Source organism: Thiobacter subterraneus, from assembly GCF_055379455.1.
This window is the reverse complement of record NZ_AP042402.1, coordinates 307,592-324,629: the sequence shown is the minus strand read 5'-3', so window position 1 is coordinate 324,629 and position 17,038 is coordinate 307,592. Positions and strand designations below refer to the sequence as shown.

Here is a 17,038-nt window from a genome sequence, read left to right as displayed (position 1 = left end):
GGTCAGAAGAATTCGTCCGGGGTGGCGGCGGTGATGCTGAGGGCGTGGATCTCGGTGCGCATCAATTCGCCCAGGGTGTCATAGACGAGGCGGTGGCGCGCCAGGGTGGGCAGCCCGGCAAAACGTTCGGACACGATGGTGACGCGATAGTGCCCACCCTCGCGGGCGCCGGCATGGCCGGCATGCAGGGCACTGTCGTCGCCGATCTCCAGATGCTGGGGCGCGAGTGCCGCGAGGCGCTCCCGGATGCGTTCCACCGTGCTCATGCGGGAAAGACCTTGCGCAACGGTTTCACGGTGACCCGCGCATACACGCCCGCGCTGACATAGGGATCGGCTTCGGCCCAGGCGCGGGCGTCTTCCAGCGACGGGAATTCGGCCACGATCAGACTGCCGGAAAAGCCGGCCGGTCCCGGATCCGGGCTGTCGATGGCAGGGCAGGGGCCCGCCAAAAGCAGGCGGCCCTCGTTCTGCAGCGCCTGCAGCCGCGCCAGATGCGCCGGACGTGCCGCCTGCCGGCGGGACAGGCTGTCCGGCACGTCCTCGCCCCAGATCACGTAAAGCATCAGGAACGCTCTCCTTCCTCCACGTATTTCGCCAACATCAGCGCCTGCAGCAGCACGAACACCAGCATGATGCCGAGGAAGCCGAACAGCTTGAAGTTCACCCACGCTGCTTCCGAAAAACGGTAGGCGACGAACAGATTGAGCCCACCCATCAGGGCGAAGAAACCGGCCCAGCTGAAATTGAGCCGCCGCCACACGGACTCGGGCAGCTTGATCTGCTGGCGCATCATGGCTGCGATCAGGTTGCGTCCGAACAGGAGATCGGCGCCCAGCAGCACCGCCGCGAACAGCCAATAGAGCACGGTGGGTTTCCACTTGATGAACAGCGGATCATGGAGGAACAGGGTGGCTCCGCCAAACACGGTTATCAGGACCAGGCTCACCCACAGCATGGCGTCCACGTGGCGGCGGCGCCACCACACCCAGCCGATCTGGGCGAAGGTGGCGGCGATGGCCACTGCCGTGGCGGTAAAGATCCCGTAGATCTTGTAGGCCACGAAGAACAGCAGGATGGGAAACAGGTCGAAAAAGAATTTCACGGATGATTGCGGCGTTGGACACACCCGCGCACGATGGGTTCCTGCACAGGGGGTTCCAGCACAGGGGGTTCCAGCACAGGGGGGCGCGCAGGCCGGTTTTCGTGGGCGCAAAAAGTGTAGCACGGACGCCCAAGACAGCATACCTGCATTTTTGCTATGATCCTCCGACATTTTTGCGCAGACTTCATGCTTCACGTCGATCTCCACACCCATTCCCGCATTTCCGACGGGCTGCTCGCGCCCCGCGAGCTGGTGCGCCACGCTGCCGCCCAGGGCGTGCAGGTGCTCGCCCTGACCGACCACGACGACGTGGCGGGGCTTGGCGAAGCGCGCGAGGAGGCCGCCATCCACGGCCTGCAGCTCGTGAGCGGGGTGGAGATTTCCGTCACCTGGCGCGGCCGCACCGTCCATATCGTGGGGCTGCGCATCGACGAGACGAATGCGGCGCTTTTGGCGGGACTGGCCCGTCTGCGGGCCTCCCGTTTCGAGCGGGCCCGGCGCATGGCGCTGGAGCTGGAGCGTGTCGGCATTGTCGGCAGCCTGGAAGGGGCCATGGCCTACGCCAGCGAACACATCATCAGCCGCACCCACTTCGCGCGCTTCCTGATCGAGCAGGGTTATGCCGATGACATGCGCGGCGTGTTCCGCAAATATCTGGTGAAGGGCAGGCCCGGCTACGTGGAACACACCTGGGCGGCGCTCGACGAGGCTCTGGCTTGGATCCACGGCGCAGGCGGCACCGCGGTCATCGCCCATCCTGGCCGCTATGATCTCGGTCCGCGGCTTGTGCGGGAGCTGTTTGCCGAGTTCCGCGATCTGGGCGGCAGCGCGGTGGAGGTGGTGTCCGGCAGCCATTCCCAGGACGAAACGCTGCGCTTCGCGCAGCTCGCGCGCGAGTTCGGGCTCAGGGCCTCGCGCGGCTCCGACTATCACGGTCCCGGCCACAGTTATGTGGAGATGGGGCGTCTCGCGCCGCTGCCCGCCGGCTGCCTTCCGGTCTGGCACGACTGGCCCGAGGTGCTGCCCGCAGCGGCCTGAATTCGGGCCGCCCGTTGCGGGCGCGATGTCTTTTCTCCATGGCGCAGTTTTTTTCCATCCACCCCCAGAATCCCCAGCCGCGGCTCATCCGCCAGGCCGCGGACATCGTGCGCGCCGGCGGCGTGATCGTTTATCCCACGGACTCCTGTTACGCGCTGGGCTGCCATCTGGGTGACAAGGATGCCGAGCGCCAGCTCCGTCAGATCCGGGGCCTGGATGAACATCACCATCTGACCCTGATGGTGCGCGACCTGTCGGAGATCGCCACCTATGCCAAGGTGGACAACCGCCAGTTCCGCCTGCTCAAGGCCAATACACCGGGCAGTTACACCTTCATCCTGGAAGCCACACGGGAGGTGCCGCGCCGGTTGCAACATCCCAGGCGGGCCACCATTGGCATCCGCGTTCCCGATCATCCGGTGGCGCTGGCCTTGCTGAGCGAGCTTGGTGAACCGCTGTTGTCCACCACGCTGATCCTGCCGGGCGATGGCATGCCCCTCAACGATCCCGAGGAGATCCGGGAACGGCTGGAGAAACGCGTGGCCCTGATCCTGGATGCCGGCCCCTGCGGCGTGGAGCCCACCACCGTGATCGATCTCACCGGCGAGACCCCCCAGGTGCTGCGCAAGGGCAAGGGCAGTCTCGCCCCCTTCGGACTGGAGCACTGATGGAGCTGGAAGCGATCCTGCGCGAAATTTCGGTGCTGGCGCTGCCGGTGCTGTTCGCCATCACCCTGCACGAGGCGGCCCACGGCTACGTTGCGCGCCATTTCGGTGATCCCACTGCCTGGCAGGCAGGACGCATCAGTCTCAACCCCCTGCGCCACATCGATCCGGTGGGCACCATCCTGGTGCCGCTGTTCATCTATTTCACCACGGCCCTGGCCGGCCAGGGCTTCCTGTTCGGCTGGGCCAAGCCGGTGCCGGTCAACTTCAGCCGCCTGCGCCAGCCCAAGCGTGACATGCTGTGGGTGGCGGCGGCCGGTCCCATGGCCAACCTGGTGATGGCTGTGCTGTGGATCCTGGTGGCCAACGTCAGCAGCGGTTTGCCTGGGGACAGCGTGGGCGCGTGGTTTTATGCCATGGCGGAAAAGGGCATTCTCATCAACGTCATTCTCATGGTGCTCAACCTGTTCCCCCTGCCGCCGCTGGATGGCGGCCGCATCGCGGTGAGCCTTTTGCCCAATCCCTATGCCTGGCGCTTCGCCCGCATCGAACCCTACGGCATGCTCATCCTGGTCGTGCTGCTGGTCACCGGTGTGCTGGGCGCGCTGTTGTGGCCGCTGGTGGGGTTGACCACCCGCCTTCTGCTCATGATTTTTGCTGCTTAGGATCTCCTGCCATGTTCGCTGAACGTGTCCTCTCCGGTATGCGCCCCACGGGCAGTCTGCATCTGGGGCATTATCACGGCGTCCTGAAAAACTGGATCCGCCTGCAGAACGAATACGAATGCCTGTTCTTCGTGGCGGACTGGCACGCCCTCACCACCCACTACGACAGTCCCCACACCATCGGTGAGAACGTGTGGAACATGGTCATCGACTGGCTCGCCGCCGGCGTCAATCCTGCCAACGCCACGCTGTTCATTCAGTCGCGTGTGCCCGAACATGCCGAGCTGCATCTGCTGCTGTCCATGATGACCCCGCTGGGCTGGCTGGAGCGCATCCCCACCTACAAGGATCAGCAGGAAAAGCTGGCCGACCGGGATCTGGCCACCTACGGCTTCCTCGGCTACCCGCTGCTGCAGAGCGCGGACATCCTCATCTACCGGGCCAACCGGGTACCGGTGGGGGAGGACCAGGTGCCGCACATCGAATTCACGCGGGAGATCGCCCGGCGTTTCAACCATCTCTATGGCCGGGAGCCGGGCTTCGAGGACAAGGCCAGGCTCGCGGTGAAAAAACTGGGTTCCAAAAAGGCCCGCCTGTACGAGGAGCTGCGCACCCGTTACCAGCAGGAAGGCGATGTCGAGGCGCTGGAAGCCGGCAAGGCGCTCATCAATGAAGCGCAGAATCTGTCGGTGGCGGATCGGGAACGCCTGTTCGGCTATCTGGAAGGCAGCGGCAAGATGATCCTGCCGGAGCCGGAGGCCCTGCTCACCGCGGCCTCGCGCATGCCCGGGCTGGATGGCCAGAAGATGTCCAAGTCCTACCACAACACCATCGGCCTGCGGGAAGCGGCCGACAGCGTGGTGAAAAAGATCCGCACCATGCCCACCGACCCGGCACGGGTGCGGCGCACCGATCCCGGCAATCCGGACAAATGCCCGGTGTGGCAGTTCCACCTGGTCTATTCCGACGACGCCACGCGCCAGTGGGTGCGCGATGGCTGCACCAGCGCCGGCATCGGCTGCCTGGAATGCAAACAGCCCGTGATCGATGCCGTGCTGGAGGAACAGAAACCCATGCACGAGCGGGCGCGTCCCTACGAGGAAGACCCCACCCTGGTGCGCAACCTGGTGGCCGACGGTTGCGAGAAGGCACGCGAGCTGGCCCAGGAGACCCTGCGCGAAGTGCGCGACGCCATGGGACTGTCCTACGGTTGACGGCCGTCATGCTCGCTTCATAACCCAATGTCACAGACAACGGCCGCCTCGAACGAGGCGCCCATGGATCTGTCCCCCTGCTTGCGGACTTTGCCAGCCCTTTCCTCGATCACAGCCGGCGGTTCGCCTTGCGTGCCGCGCCGGGCGTGTGAATTGCTGTAACCGGGCTTATCGCTGCAGGCGGCTGCTTATCAGGCCATCGTGCGCGAGCGCCTCGACTGGCAGGCACGGCGTTACGCCTGAACGTCGCGAAGGCGCCTCTTGCCGGATTACTTCCCCCACCCTGTTGCGCAAGCGTGTGGACTGCTCGCCGTCCCCGGAAAGCGGCGCCACTCGTGCGCCCCCGCAAACACGGGCCCGTGGCAACCCAGTGGTCTGCCCTCTTGCGAGCTATGTCTTCGTCATGGATACTGTATGCTTTCTGCATAGCCAGGAAGCTGCATGGGAACGGTCAACCCCTTTGCCACCCGGCGTGTGGCGCTGTGCTTCGATGAGCGGGGCAATCCGCAATTCCACTCCACCTTGAGCCCGGAGGACTTTTGCCAGCGGGCCCTGTGTGTCGCCCCACCCCGCCACGTCATCCCCATCGTGTTCGTGCCGGGCATCATGGGGAGCAATCTGCGGTCGTTGAAGCGGATAAACGGTAAAACCGTCCCTGCCTGGCGGCCGCCCAACGGGTTATGGGAAAGCTTGGGCGAAGTACGCATGCGGTTAAAACAAAAACCGGAGGCCCGGCAGCTCCAACTCCACCCCAGCCGGGTCGAAGTGGACGACGGCGGCTTTGTCTCGATCCCCCGCGACTGCTACAACCTGGACACCCGGGAAGCCCGCCGGCGCGGCTGGGGGGAGGTGCACTGGGAGTCCTACGGCCCCTTTCTGCTCACCCTGGAACGCGCCCTCAACGACCAGTACGAAGACTGCGGCCGCCCCACCGCCACGCCGCTTGCCGTCTGGCAGCGGGCCCAGCGGCTCGATGAGGACACCCGCCGCCGCTGGGGCGCCCGGGGCGAGGCCCCTCCCCTGAGCCCGGCGGCCTTCCAGCGCCTGGACGACTACTACTACCCCGTCTGGGCCTGCGGCTACAACTGGATGGAAAGCAACGAGCGCTCCGCCCGGCGCCTGCTCGAACGCATCGAGGCCATCCTGGCGCACTACCAGGCAAGCGACTTCTTCATCCCGGAAGGCCGGGTGATCCTGGTGACCCACTCCATGGGCGGGCTGGTGGCGCGGCGCGCCGCCCAGCAGGCCCCCGAGCGCATCCTGGGGGTGGTGCACGGGGTGCTGCCCGCGCTGGGGGCGCCCGTGACCTACCGCCGCTTCCGGGCGGGCACGGAAAGCAACGGCCTGTTCGACCTCGTGGGCAAGCTCACGGCCGTGGTGCTGGGCTGGAGTGCGGCGGACACCACCTGCGTGCTGGCCCACTCCCCCGGCGCCCTGGAGCTTCTGCCCACCCGGGACTATCCCCCGGGCTGGCTCCGGGTGAAGGCGGGCACCCACACCCTCCTGAGCCTGCCCGAAACCGACCCCTACAGCGAGATCTACGCCAAGCGGGTGCAGGACGTCTGGTGGGGCATGGTGGACGAAACCCTCATCGATCCGGCGGGGCTGGTGGACAAAAAGCTTACGCCGTTTGACGCCTATGAGAACGCTCTCACGGAGGCACGGGCTTTCCACGACACCTTGGGTCTCTATTTCCACCCCCACACCTATGCCTATTTCGGGGTGGATCCCTGTCTGCCCACCTTCCACACGGTCTGCTGGGAGGCCACATCCCGGTTCGAGGACGGCCCCGTGAAACTCGGCCCGGAAGCGGGCGAGCGGCTCCGCCAGGCCCGGGCCACGGACTGGGACGGGCTGGGACGCTGCGAGGTGGCCCTGGGCGAGGACACCGTGCCCTTCCGGCTGGGGGCCAAGGACGGCCCCGGCGATGGCACGGTGCCCGAGCCCTCGGGGGCCCAGGTGGAACGGGCCGGCCTCAGGGCCAGCTTCCGCCTGCAGGGCGTGGAGCATGCCTCGAGCTACCGCCATCCCGAGGTGTGGGACAACGTCTGCTACTGCATCGCCCGCCTGGTGGCGCAGGCCACACCCGTGACTGAACTGCCCCAATCGAAGAAGGAGAGCTTCCCATGTCCCGATGGCTCTGCTGGCTCGTCCTCTGCCTCCTCGGCCCCCTCGCCTGGGGCGCTGATGACATGACCGGCATGCGCACCGTCTGTTTTGGGCGCTTTCTCATCGACGTGCCCCAGGAGGCCGTGGTGAGCGGCCAAAGCTACGAGTACATGTTCGGAGAGATCCGAAGCGAGCGGCTGGGCGGTGGCCCCGCCCTGTTCGAGCAGCGCATGGCCGAGCGGGAGGCCAAGCTTCGGGCGGGCAAGCACGAAGAGAAATTTAGCCTAGTCGAGTCCCGCCGTCCCTTTCCCCATGCGCGGGTGTTCAAGTTAACGAAACAACTCATCACGCGCGCCACTTTCGGCTTCGAGGGCTATCGCCTGGACAAGGGCATGTTGTATTCGACTGCGGCTATCGCCGTCAGCGCCAGCGGAATCGACTCGGTGCTCCAGGATCTGGAAACCAAACTCCTTCCCAACCTGCGCTACCGCCTGCCGGAGGAAATCCCCACCGAGCCGGGCTTCTGCCTCGAGGAGGGCTTCATTGCCGATGCCGGCGATGAGTTCCACTACGAGCGGGCAAGCATCAACTTCCGTTTCCCCCAGTGGCCGGACGTCAGCATCCGGGTCTTCTACCGCACCAACGGGGACAAATTGGAGGAATCCCTGCTCTCCCGTACCAAGAAACCGTTTCCCGCCGAACTGCTGGCTTTGGCCAGCCGGATCAGGACCCTGCGCGCCGGCAGGCACGACGTCGGCCCCCTGCGCGGCGAGGAACTGCTCCAGGCCTATCCCACCGAGGGCGGTTTCTACACTCACCATCTGGTGTGGGACACCCAGGGTGAGCGCCGGTCGTTGACCAACCCGGCCTTCTACCTGCAGCTGGAGACGGGTTATGTCATCGGCGAGCCCGACCCTGAGCGTCCCCCCTCCCTCACTGACGAGCAGGCCATCCGCCTGTTCGACGCCATCGTCAATTCCATCCGCCTGCGGCCCACGGGGCCCGGCAAGGGCGCGGCCGCCACCCCGCCGCCGCGCCTGCCCCTGGGCACCCGGGTCACCAGCCGCGCCCTCTGCCCCGAAAGCGGCCTGTGGCAGTGCCTGAACGAAGACGTCAGCCTCACCCCCCGCCGCCGCTTCATCCCCCGCGGCGCCCCCATGCCCTATGGCCTGGCCAGCCGCCCCGCGCCGGGGCTCAGGGGGCTATTGGGCGGCACGGAAGGCACCCCCGTCGAGGTCACCTGGCAGCTGGTGGACTACGGCGATGATCCCCCGCAAGGCTGAGCCTGGAATGGCCAGGCGCCAGCTGCAATCATCATGCTTGCATCATAACCCGATGCATAGACAATGGCCGCCTCGAACGAGGCGCCCATGGACCTCTCCCCCCTGCTTGCGGACTTTGCCAGTCCTTTCCTCGATCACGGCCGGCTGCTCGGCTTGCGTGCCCCCGGCCGGGCGGCGGGGGCGGGTGGAGGCGGTGCTGACGCGTCTTACCGGAAAAGGAGCAAGCCTATGACACGCGTCTGGGTGGTGGGGGTGGTGCTGGGGTGCTTGGCGGGCTGTTCCGTGCCCGATGACGAGGTGGCGGTGCCGGTGTCGGCGATCAACTACACGGAGCAGGAGCTGGGATCGTTTCTGTTCATCCACCCGGAAACCAAAATCCCGGCAGGGGGACCGGGGCTGGCGCCCTATGAAGCGGGTGGGACCATGTGCTGCTACAAGCTGCCCAGGCAGTGGCGGCCGGGGATCAAGGTGCGGCTGCGGTACTACTGGTACTACGGCTCGGAAAATGTGCCCGACACGGAGCGGGAGTTTGAGCTGCCGCCTTATGCGGGGGGCCGGGTGGGGATGCTGTGGGCGGTGTTTTACGGGGGTGATGATGTGGAGGTGGTGGTGAGTGATGTGGACCCGGGGCATGTGGACTGGCCGGGACGGCTCAAGCACTGGCCCCAGCCCAGCCTCGCCTACAGGCGCAAGCTGTGGCAGCAGGAGATGGACCGGCTGAAACGGGATCTGGCGGATTTCGAAAGCGCAGCCAAGGGGGGCACAGCAGAGGAGATCCAGGAGTCTTGGGAACATTACCAAAAGTGGGAACCGGAATCGGTTCGAGGGTTCAGCGGGCCCGATGACCCGGCGTTTGCCGAGTGGCGCAAACAACGCTTTGCCAAGGCAGCCGAGCGGACCCGGCAGTGGATCAAGCAACTGGAGGAGAAGCGGCCATGAGAGCGACACTGGCGAAGCCCATGCCCTTCAGCGCGGCGGATCCGAGCGTGATGGAAGTGTTCTTTACCAAAAAAGACCGTGAGGATTTAGCCGCCTTCGAACTCCGGGAGCACCCGCCTGTGTGTGATTTTCGGGAATCCTGCACGGAGAATCTGTTTTTGGGGTTTTTCTTCGACGGCACGCGCAACAACTATGCGGTGAGCGAGGAGAGGCAGGATCGCAGCCACAGCAATGTGGCCCGGCTGTTCGATGCCTATCCGGGCCAGACCATTGCGCCGCGGGAACTGCTGCGGTTTGACATCCGCTGGCCCGACGAGGCGCGCTATCCCAACTTCTTCCGCGTCTATGTTCTTTGCCTGGGCTGTGGAACGACGTCTGCTACTGCATCGCCCGCCTGGTGGCGCAGGGCACACCCGTGACTGAACTGCCCCAATCGAAGAAGGAGCGCTTCCCATGTCCCGATGGCTCTGCTGGCTCGTCCTCTGCCTCCTCGGCCCCCTCGCCTGGGGCGCTGATGACATGACCGGCATGCGCACCGTCTGTTTTGGGCGCTTTCTCATCGACGTGCCCCAGGAGGCCGTGGTGAGCGGCCAAAGCTACGAGTACATGTTCGGAGAGATCCGAAGCGAGCGGCTGGGCGGTGGCCCCGCCCTGTTCGAGCAGCGCATGGCCGAGCGGGAGGCCAAGCTTCGGGCGGGCAAGCACGAAGAAGAATTTAGCCTAGTCGAATCCCGCCGCCCCTTTCCCCATGCGCAAGTGTTCAAGCTGTCCAAATGGGTCATCAAGCTCACCACCTTCGGTTTCGAAGCCTACCGCCTGGACAAGGGCATGTTGTATTCCATGTCGGAGACGGCATTTGACGAATCCAAAATGACCCCGGTCATAACCCGCCTGGAAACCAAACTCCTCCCCAAGCTGCGCTACCGCCTGCCGGAGGAAATCCCCACCGAGCCGGGCTTCTGCCTCGAGGAGGGCTTCATCGCCGATGCCGGCGATGAGTTCCACTACGAGCGGGCAGGCATCAGCTTCCGCATCCCCCGCTGGCCAGATGTGCTGATCACCGTGTATGCACGCACCAATGGGGAAAAGCTGGATCCCCCGCTGCTGTCCCGCATCAGCAAGCCCTTTCCTGCCGCCCTGGCCTGGGCCGCCAGCCACATCGGCATGCTGCGCAAGGGAGAGCGGATGGTGGGACCATTTGCCGGACAGGAGGTGCTCGAAACCCTGCCCACGGGGCAGGGTTACTCCACCCATCACTTCGTCTGGGAGGCGCTGGGTGAGCCCCGCTCCATCTGGCGGCCCCAGATCCATTTGGAATTCGCCACCGGCGATGCGCGCAAGGTGGACAAATGGGCCCGTCATGTCCCCCCCTCCCTCACCGACGAGCAGGCCATCCGCCTGTTCGACGCCATCGTCAATTCCATCCGCCTGCGGCCCACGGGGCCCGGCAAGGGCGCGGCCGCCACCCCGCCGCGCCTGCCCCTGGGCACCCGGGTCACCAGCCGCGCCCTCTGCCCCGAAAGCGGCCTGTGGCAGTGTCTGAACGAAGACGTCAGCCTCACCCCCCGCCGCCGCTTCATCCCCCGCGGCGCCCCCATGCCCTATGGCCTGGCCAGCCGCCCCGCGCCAGGGCTCAGGGGACTATTGGGCGGCATGGAAGACACCCCCGTCGAGGTCACCTGGCAGCTGGTGGACTACGGCGACGATCCCCCGCAAGGCTGAGCCTGGAATGGCCAGGCGCCAGCCGCAATCATCATGCTTGCATCATAACCCGCTGTCATAGACAATGGCCGCCTCGAACGAGGCGCCCATGGATCTCTCCTCCCTGCTTGCGGACTTTGCCAGTCCTTTCCTCGATCACGGCCGGCTGCTCGGCCTGCGTTGCGGCCCGGGGATGGGCATCGCCCCGGGTGGGCTTGTCATCGAGCGGCTGGCAGGCTTTGAAGCCTTCAACCGGGGCTATCGCTATGAGCTCCATTGCCTCAGCCCCGATGCGGGGCTTGAGACCGAAGCCTGGCTGGGCCAGGCCCTGGGGGTGGACATCCTGCTGCCCGACGGCCGCCACCGCCCCCTGTGCGGCCTCATCACCGAAGCCGGCCGGCTGGGCAGTGACGGCGGCTTCGGGCGCTACCGTCTGGTGGTGGAGCCTGCCCTGGCGCTTACCGGCCAGCGCTGGGGCAGCCGGGTGTTCCAGGACCGCAGCGTGCCCGAGATCGTCGCGGCGGTGCTGGCCGAACACCGGGCCCAGCCCCTGATCGGTGCCTGTTTCACCCTGGAAGACCGACTCACCGGCTCCTACCCCCGGCGCTCCTATTGCCTCCAGTACCGGGAAAGCGACCTGGCCTTCCTCGACCGCCTGCTGCGGGAAGAAGGCATCCGCACCACCTACCGTTTCGACACCACCGGCGAGATTCCCCGCCACACCCTCATTCTGTTCGACGACGAGGCGGTGCTGCCCCACCTGGGGGGTGTGCGCTTTCACCGCCAGGATGCCGCCGAGACCGAAGACGGCCTCACCGGCTTTTGGGAGGACCAGCGCGTACAAAGCGGCACCAGTCGCCTGGCGAGTTTCGAATACAAACAGGTGGCCCGCCTCCAGGGTGAGGCGGACAGCCTGCGGGCGCGGCCCATCGAAGCCCACCTGGAAGCCTACGACCCCCAGACCCTCTACTATGGCGATGCCGCCGAGCTTGCCCGCTATGCCCGGCTGCGCCAGGCCGCGCGTGAGGCCGCCGCCCGGCGCTTTACCGCCCGCGGCCACGTGCGCGCCCTGGGGGTGGGCGTGCACTTCGATCTGCTGGACCACCCCGTCCAGGCGGGCCGCTTCCTGGTCACGGCGCTGAAGATTGCCGCCCGCAACAACCTCACGGCCGAGGACACCCCCCTGTATGACCTGCAGGCCAGCTGTCTGCCTGCGGGCACGGCGGCGGTGCCCGAGTATGGGCCGTCCCACGCCAAGCCCACCAGCCGGGGGCCCCAGACCGCCACCGTGGTGGGCCCGCCGGGGGAGGAGATCTACACCGATGCCCTGGGCCGGGTGCGCATCTGCTTCCACTGGCAGCGGCCCGAAGACGGCCATGGCCTGCGCGACGAGACCGCCTCCACCTGGGTGCGGGTGGCCACCCCCGCGGCCGGGGCCGGCTATGGCTGGCAGAGCCTGCCCCGGGTGGGGCAGGAAGTGCTGGTGGACTTCCTGGAAGGCGACATCGACCGGCCGGTGGTGGTGGGGGTGCTGCACAACGGCCGCCAGCCCCCGCCCCGTTTCAGCCACCAGGGCAGTCTGCCTGCCCACAAGACCCTCTCGGGCATGGTGAGCCGGGAATACCGGGGCGGCGGGGCCAGTGAACTCCTCTTCGACGACACCACCGGCCAGCTGCGGGTGCGGCTGGCCACCGACCATGGGGCCACCAGTCTGGAACAGGGCTGGCTCATCCACCCCCGGCGGGAGGGAGAAGGCACTCCCCGGGGCGAGGGCTTCGAGCTGCGCACCGATGCCAGTGGCGCCCTCCGGGCCGGGCGGGGGCTGCTGCTGTCCACCGAGGCCCAGCCCCGGGGCCAGGGGCCTCAGCTCGCCCGGGCGGGACTCCTGGCCGAATTCGAGGCCGCCGCGGCGCTCACCCGGGCGCTCGCCCGCGAGGCCCAGGTCCACCGGGCCGGGGAGACCGACACCAGCCTGCAGGACCGCCTCCACGACGCCCTGCGCCAGTGGGAGGGGGGCTCCAACACCGCCCCCGAAGGCCAGGGCGGGGGTCAGCCGCTGATCGCGGCGAGCAGCCCCGGGGGCATGGCCCTGGCTACACCGGCGGACATGAACCTGGCGGCGGGTCAGCTGGACCTCGTCGCCCAGCAGGATGCCAACCTGAGCCTGGGCCGGCGCCTGGCCGTGCGGGCCAAAGAGGCCATCTCCCTCTTCGCCCGGCGCCTGGGCCTCACCCTCGTCGCCGCCGCCGGCAAGCTCCGCATCGAGGCGCAGGGGGATGATGTGGAGATCCTCGCCGCCCGCCGCATCGTGATCACGGGGCTCGACGGTGTGCGCCTGCAGGCGCCGCGGGTACGGCTGGTGGCCGAGGGCGCGGCCTACGACATGGGCGAGGGACGAATCAGCTCCCGCACCCTGGGAGCTCATACGCGCCATGCGGCCCGGCATCCCATGACGGGACCTGCGGGGGTGAACCTGCCGCCCCTGGATGTGCCGGAAAGCTTCCAGGGGGCGTTCAGCCAGCGCCTGGACTGGACGTCTTTCCCGCTGGCGTGGCTGCCTTGCGCCCGGGCGTGGGAGAGTGTGGTGCAAAAGGGCGAGGCGGTGCTGGGTGTCCTGACAGCCCGGGAGGAGCAGCCGTTCACACGCGCCGTGGTGTCCGACAGCGGCGATGTGGTGCGCTACGTGGCCATGCTCCATGACGACTGGCGGGTGACGGAAGAAATCGAGGAGCCACTGGACGATTCCGGAGAGGACGCATGAAGGCATCGAGCGGCATCTACCGGGTGAAGGCGGGGGATACCCTCACTGCCATCGCCCGCGCCACCGGCAGGAGCGTGCCGGAGCTGGTGCGGCTCAACGGTCTCGAAAACCCGGACCGGCTGCAGGTGGGGCAGGTGCTCTACCTCACTGAGGAGCGGGCCTTTGGGGTGCAGGCCCTGTTCCTGGATGCGCTGCACCATCCCATTGCCAACCTGCCTTACCGTCTGGTTTACGACGGCAAGACCGAGGAGGGACGCACCGGATCCAATGGCCTAAGCGGCAAGATCGTGACGCAGGACGGGACATCCTCCGTCGAGGTATGGGTCCGGGATGTTGTATCGGATGCCTGGCGCTGTCTCGTGCGCACGGTGTCGGGGGTGGGATTCAAGCTCATCAGCCTGCGCAGTCCCGCGATTTGTTTCAGCGGCAAGCTGGAACCCCATCCGCCGGGCGCGCCCTTCACGCAGCCTCCGGCACCGGCTGCCGGGGGCGCGTCGAAGATACCGCAGCGGCCTGCGGCGCCCAAGGGCGAGCCGACCAAAAACAACCCCGCCGTCCGAACGAACACCAGGAAAGGCCAGCATGGCGAATCCGTCATGGAAATCGGCGTCGTGCTGCCGCAAAAGCTGCTGAACTTCATGGCGGCCTATGACGGCGAGCCTATCACTGAAGCCCAGTGGGAAAACTTCGCCGAGATCGTGGAGTGTGAGGTGAATGTACTCAAGGCCTTCGCCATCGTGGAATCGGGTGGGAATTCGGCCTTCTGGGTCGTCAACGATCAGGCGGGCCACAAGGTCCACGCACCGAAGATCAACTTCGAGCGGCATCACTTCAGCCGACTGACGGCCAGGAAATACGACCAGACGAACCCGGATATTTCATGGCCAACGCGCTACCTGAGCAGGAGCCAAGCTCCGGTGGGAAGTCCCAATGCCTCCCTCCATGACAAACGTGTGGATCCGGAGGATCTGTACGATGAGCACCAGGCCTACATGCGCCTGGTGAAGGCCTGGTCGTTGAAGGACGGAACGGAGGTGGCGGCCATCCAGGCGACTTCCTGGGGCAAGTTTCAGATCATGGGATTCAACTATGAGCTCTGCGCAACGGACAAGTTGGATGATTTCGTTGCGAAGATGTGCCGAAACGAAGCCGGGCAGGTGGAGCTGCTGGCTTACTTCATCCGGAACAAAAAACCCTTGTGGGAAGCGGTGAAGGCAAAGGACTGGGTGCGGATCGCCTATTACTACAATGGAAAGGAATACCGGACGAATCAATACGATGTCAAACTCAAAGAGGCTTATGAAAAACTCAATCGCAATTCTGCTTAGCATGGCATTTCTGCTGACCCCGCTGCCCAGCCGGGCGGAGTTCATTGGGGACAATCGTTTCAACGGTGCGCCCGCGGATATCAAGCGACTGACCCCGGAGGAGAGTGATCTGTTCATCAAGCCATTCTGGAACAGATGGCACAAGATCATACGAAGGGAGATCACCCGGGACAACAGTGGGGTCGAGCAGGATGGATTCATTGGAGACGTTCATACGATGCATATCCGCTGGAATGGCCGGGATTACTATGCCTGGGCGGTGTTTTATCAGTCCGCAGAGCAGCTTGCATTGTACAAGAGGCCTGGTGCAACTCCAGCGATCCCCGGTGGCGGCATTTGTGCGCTGTATGTATTCGACCGGGATCTGAACCCTTTGGCGGCACTCAGGATCGATCTGCCGGAGGCGGACCATCACACCTGGTGCAATGGGATTAATGGCATTGGTTCAGCCGGTGGGGGCATCGAGGGTGTGCTGGTGAGTTTGAGCTATTACCTTACCGACAAGCCACCGGCCAAGCGGATAGAGGACATTGGCAAGGGCTGGCGTTACATGTCAGTGTTGATTCGCTTCGAGGAGCGGGACGGTAAGCTGGTTTTGTGGCAGGACGACAGTTGTCTGGGCAATCCCAACCGGGTCGGCGAGATTCCGGTGGCGCGCCAGGTGCTGGCGCGCTGTGAGGCGATGCCACGCTAGATGCCGTGGGTGACCGGATAGGCATTTTTTACGGAGGAAGCTTGTGAGAAATCCATTCACCATTCTGCTTGGCCTGGTGTGTCTGCTGAGCCTTTCGCCCAGCCGGGCGGAGTTCATCGTGGACAAGCGTTACAACGGCGCGCCCGCGGATATCGAGCGACTGACCCCAGAGGAAAGCGATCTGTTTACCAAGTCGTTCCTCGACAGATGGCACAAGATCCTGGTGCGGGAGATCACCCGGGACAACAAAGGGGTCGAAGATGATAGTTATGGTTTTGCTACCCTTCATAGGGGCCATATCCGCTGGAATGGCCGGGATTACTATGCCTGGGCGGTAAGCTATTTGTCCGCAGAGCAAATTCTCCGGAATCGGAGGCCCGGGGAATCCGCGAGGGCGATCCCCGGTGGCGGCATTTGTGCGCTGTATGTATTCGACCGGGATCTGAACCCTTTGGCGGCGCTCAGGATCGATCTGCCGGAGGCGGACCATCACACCTGGTGCAATGGGATTAATGGCATTGGTTCAGCCGGTGGGGGCATCGAGGGTGTGCTGGTGAGTTTGAGCTATTACCTCACCGACAAGCCGCCGGCCAAGCGGATAGAGGACATTGGCAAGGGCTGGCGTTACATGTCGGTGTTGATTCGCTTCGAGGAGCGGGACGGTAAGCTGATTTTGTGGCAGGACGACAGTTGTCTGGGCAATCCCAACCGGGTCGGCGAGATTCCGGTGGCGCGCCAGGTGCTGGCGCGCTGTGAGGCGATGCCACGCTAGATGCCGTGGGTGACCGGATAGGCATTTTTTACGGAGGAAGCTTGTGAGAAATCCATTCACCATTCTGCTTGGCCTGGTGTGTCTGCTGAGCCTTTCGCCCAGCCGGGCGGAGTTCATCGTGGACAATCGTTTCAACGGCCATCCCGTAGAGCCATGGAACCGCACCGTCCATCCGTTCTTCGTGAAATGGGAAAAGATACTCAAACGCGAGATCGCCCAGGATAACGACGGGATGGAGCCCCCCCCACCGCATGTGGGGGGCGCCTATCACATCCTCTGGAACGGCAAGCACTACTACGCCTGGAACGTGGCCTATGCGGTGGCGGCCCAATACAGGGAGTACCAGGCGGCGCTCGAAGAGCGCCGCGACAGCCGTCGTCTTCCGGGCGGGAGCATCTGCGCTCTTTATGTTTTCGATGAGGGGCTGAGGAAGTTGGCCTCCCTCACCATCGATCTTCCGGAGGCAAACCATGACACATGGTGTTACAAGGCCTGGGGGCTCGATGCCGCCGGATCGGGCATTCCGGGCGTCGTGATGGGTGTGGGCTACTTGCCGGCGAGTCGGCCATCGGCCAAGGATCGGGAGATGACCGTGCTGGTGCGTTTCGAGGAGCGGGACGGGAAGCTCGTTTTGCGGCAGGACGACAGTTGTCTGGGTAACCCCAACTCATTCAGCCGAACGCCCCTGGCGCAGAAGGCGCTGGCCCGCTGTGTGGCGACGGGACAGCCGGCGCGCTGAGCAAGGCGAAGCATCTGCGGTGACTC

General features: G+C 65.3%; 17 protein-coding genes. 14 read left to right on the top strand and 3 right to left on the bottom strand.

The window, feature by feature from the left end; translation table 11 throughout:
- Positions 1 to 2: 2 nt before the first annotated feature.
- Genes ACZ42P_RS01765 through ACZ42P_RS01755 form a run of 3 tightly spaced genes read right to left on the bottom strand, consistent with a single transcriptional unit; the run spans position 3 to position 1,104 of the window.
- The gene (locus ACZ42P_RS01765) at positions 3 to 266 is read right to left on the bottom strand and encodes a BolA family protein (protein ID WP_464898391.1); all 264 of its coding nucleotides are present in this window, start codon (positions 264 to 266) and stop codon (positions 3 to 5) included.
- Positions 263 to 565 (bottom strand): YciI family protein, encoded by a 303-nt coding sequence (locus ACZ42P_RS01760; RefSeq protein ID WP_464898390.1) that lies wholly within the window; start codon positions 563 to 565, stop codon positions 263 to 265. Before ACZ42P_RS01760 ends, ACZ42P_RS01765 begins: the two co-directional genes overlap by 4 nt.
- Positions 565 to 1,104: a septation protein A gene (locus ACZ42P_RS01755; protein WP_464898389.1), complete on the bottom strand. Its 540-nt coding sequence runs from the start codon at positions 1,102 to 1,104 to the stop codon at positions 565 to 567. Before ACZ42P_RS01755 ends, ACZ42P_RS01760 begins: the two co-directional genes overlap by 1 nt.
- Before the next feature lie 186 nt (positions 1,105 to 1,290).
- Between ACZ42P_RS01755 and ACZ42P_RS01750 the strand changes: the two genes are divergently transcribed.
- The 14 genes from ACZ42P_RS01750 (at position 1,291) to ACZ42P_RS01685 (ending at position 17,012) form a co-directional block, all read left to right on the top strand.
- Positions 1,291 to 2,142 carry a 3',5'-nucleoside bisphosphate phosphatase gene (locus ACZ42P_RS01750; RefSeq protein ID WP_464898388.1) on the top strand — a complete coding sequence of 284 codons (852 nt, stop codon included), beginning with the start codon at positions 1,291 to 1,293 and terminating at the stop codon, positions 2,140 to 2,142.
- 38 nt (positions 2,143 to 2,180) lie between these two features.
- Entirely contained in the window at positions 2,181 to 2,810 is a 630-nt protein-coding gene (locus ACZ42P_RS01745) for an L-threonylcarbamoyladenylate synthase (RefSeq protein WP_464898387.1), read from the top strand.
- A complete protein-coding gene (locus tag ACZ42P_RS01740; RefSeq protein ID WP_464898386.1) occupies positions 2,810 to 3,472 on the top strand; it encodes a site-2 protease family protein in 663 nt (220 codons plus the stop codon). Before ACZ42P_RS01745 ends, ACZ42P_RS01740 begins: the two co-directional genes overlap by 1 nt.
- Positions 3,473 to 3,483: 11 nt before the next feature.
- Positions 3,484 to 4,686 carry a tryptophan--tRNA ligase gene (locus tag ACZ42P_RS01735; RefSeq protein ID WP_464898385.1) on the top strand — a complete coding sequence of 401 codons (1,203 nt, stop codon included), beginning with the start codon at positions 3,484 to 3,486 and terminating at the stop codon, positions 4,684 to 4,686.
- A 441-nt stretch (positions 4,687 to 5,127) separates the two neighbouring features.
- Positions 5,128 to 6,882, top strand: a complete 1,755-nt coding sequence (locus ACZ42P_RS01730; RefSeq protein ID WP_464898384.1) for an alpha/beta hydrolase — start codon at positions 5,128 to 5,130, stop codon at positions 6,880 to 6,882.
- Positions 6,813 to 8,078 (top strand): T6SS immunity protein Tli4 family protein, encoded by a 1,266-nt coding sequence (locus tag ACZ42P_RS01725; protein ID WP_464898383.1) that lies wholly within the window; start codon positions 6,813 to 6,815, stop codon positions 8,076 to 8,078. The genes ACZ42P_RS01730 and ACZ42P_RS01725 overlap by 70 nt, the downstream gene beginning before the upstream one ends.
- A gap of 228 nt (positions 8,079 to 8,306) precedes the next feature.
- Positions 8,307 to 9,017, top strand: coding sequence for a DUF3304 domain-containing protein (locus ACZ42P_RS01720; protein WP_464898382.1), 711 nt, complete (start codon positions 8,307 to 8,309; stop codon positions 9,015 to 9,017).
- The gene (locus ACZ42P_RS01715) at positions 9,014 to 9,436 is read left to right on the top strand and encodes a hypothetical protein (protein ID WP_464898381.1); all 423 of its coding nucleotides are present in this window, start codon (positions 9,014 to 9,016) and stop codon (positions 9,434 to 9,436) included. Before ACZ42P_RS01720 ends, ACZ42P_RS01715 begins: the two co-directional genes overlap by 4 nt.
- 34 nt (positions 9,437 to 9,470) lie before the next feature.
- A complete protein-coding gene (locus ACZ42P_RS01710; protein ID WP_464898380.1) occupies positions 9,471 to 10,739 on the top strand; it encodes a T6SS immunity protein Tli4 family protein in 1,269 nt (422 codons plus the stop codon).
- 88 nt (positions 10,740 to 10,827) lie between these two features.
- On the top strand, positions 10,828 to 13,479 hold the full coding sequence (locus tag ACZ42P_RS01705; RefSeq protein WP_464898379.1) for a type VI secretion system Vgr family protein: 2,652 nt from the start codon (positions 10,828 to 10,830) through the stop codon (positions 13,477 to 13,479).
- Complete coding sequence (locus ACZ42P_RS01700; protein ID WP_464898378.1) at positions 13,476 to 14,807, top strand: LysM peptidoglycan-binding domain-containing protein; 1,332 nt, start codon at positions 13,476 to 13,478, stop codon at positions 14,805 to 14,807. Before ACZ42P_RS01705 ends, ACZ42P_RS01700 begins: the two co-directional genes overlap by 4 nt.
- A 1-nt stretch (position 14,808) precedes the next feature.
- Positions 14,809 to 15,501, top strand: a complete 693-nt coding sequence (locus tag ACZ42P_RS01695) for a hypothetical protein (RefSeq protein WP_464898377.1) — start codon at positions 14,809 to 14,811, stop codon at positions 15,499 to 15,501.
- A 43-nt stretch (positions 15,502 to 15,544) separates the two neighbouring features.
- Positions 15,545 to 16,273, top strand: coding sequence for a hypothetical protein (locus tag ACZ42P_RS01690; protein WP_464898376.1), 729 nt, complete (start codon positions 15,545 to 15,547; stop codon positions 16,271 to 16,273).
- Between the two features lie 43 nt (positions 16,274 to 16,316).
- Positions 16,317 to 17,012 carry a hypothetical protein gene (locus tag ACZ42P_RS01685; protein ID WP_464898375.1) on the top strand — a complete coding sequence of 232 codons (696 nt, stop codon included), beginning with the start codon at positions 16,317 to 16,319 and terminating at the stop codon, positions 17,010 to 17,012.
- Positions 17,013 to 17,038 lie beyond the last annotated feature (26 nt).

Excerpts from the sequence above, each read along its gene's own strand:
- ACZ42P_RS01765 (WP_464898391.1), bottom strand. The coding sequence starts at position 266 with ATGAGCACGGTGGAACGCATCCGGGAGCGCCTCGCGGCACTCGCGCCC.
- ACZ42P_RS01710 (WP_464898380.1), top strand. The coding sequence starts at position 9,471 with ATGTCCCGATGGCTCTGCTGGCTCGTCCTCTGCCTCCTCGGCCCCCTC.
- ACZ42P_RS01715 (WP_464898381.1), top strand. The coding sequence starts at position 9,014 with ATGAGAGCGACACTGGCGAAGCCCATGCCCTTCAGCGCGGCGGATCCG.
- ACZ42P_RS01725 (WP_464898383.1), top strand. The coding sequence starts at position 6,813 with ATGTCCCGATGGCTCTGCTGGCTCGTCCTCTGCCTCCTCGGCCCCCTC.
- ACZ42P_RS01750 (WP_464898388.1), top strand. The coding sequence starts at position 1,291 with ATGCTTCACGTCGATCTCCACACCCATTCCCGCATTTCCGACGGGCTG.
- ACZ42P_RS01730 (WP_464898384.1), top strand. The coding sequence starts at position 5,128 with ATGGGAACGGTCAACCCCTTTGCCACCCGGCGTGTGGCGCTGTGCTTC.
- ACZ42P_RS01705 (WP_464898379.1), top strand. The coding sequence starts at position 10,828 with ATGGATCTCTCCTCCCTGCTTGCGGACTTTGCCAGTCCTTTCCTCGAT.
- ACZ42P_RS01745 (WP_464898387.1), top strand. The coding sequence starts at position 2,181 with ATGGCGCAGTTTTTTTCCATCCACCCCCAGAATCCCCAGCCGCGGCTC.
- ACZ42P_RS01700 (WP_464898378.1), top strand. The coding sequence starts at position 13,476 with ATGAAGGCATCGAGCGGCATCTACCGGGTGAAGGCGGGGGATACCCTC.
- ACZ42P_RS01740 (WP_464898386.1), top strand. The coding sequence starts at position 2,810 with ATGGAGCTGGAAGCGATCCTGCGCGAAATTTCGGTGCTGGCGCTGCCG.
- ACZ42P_RS01760 (WP_464898390.1), bottom strand. The coding sequence starts at position 565 with ATGCTTTACGTGATCTGGGGCGAGGACGTGCCGGACAGCCTGTCCCGC.
- ACZ42P_RS01695 (WP_464898377.1), top strand. The coding sequence starts at position 14,809 with ATGGCATTTCTGCTGACCCCGCTGCCCAGCCGGGCGGAGTTCATTGGG.
- ACZ42P_RS01720 (WP_464898382.1), top strand. The coding sequence starts at position 8,307 with ATGACACGCGTCTGGGTGGTGGGGGTGGTGCTGGGGTGCTTGGCGGGC.
- ACZ42P_RS01735 (WP_464898385.1), top strand. The coding sequence starts at position 3,484 with ATGTTCGCTGAACGTGTCCTCTCCGGTATGCGCCCCACGGGCAGTCTG.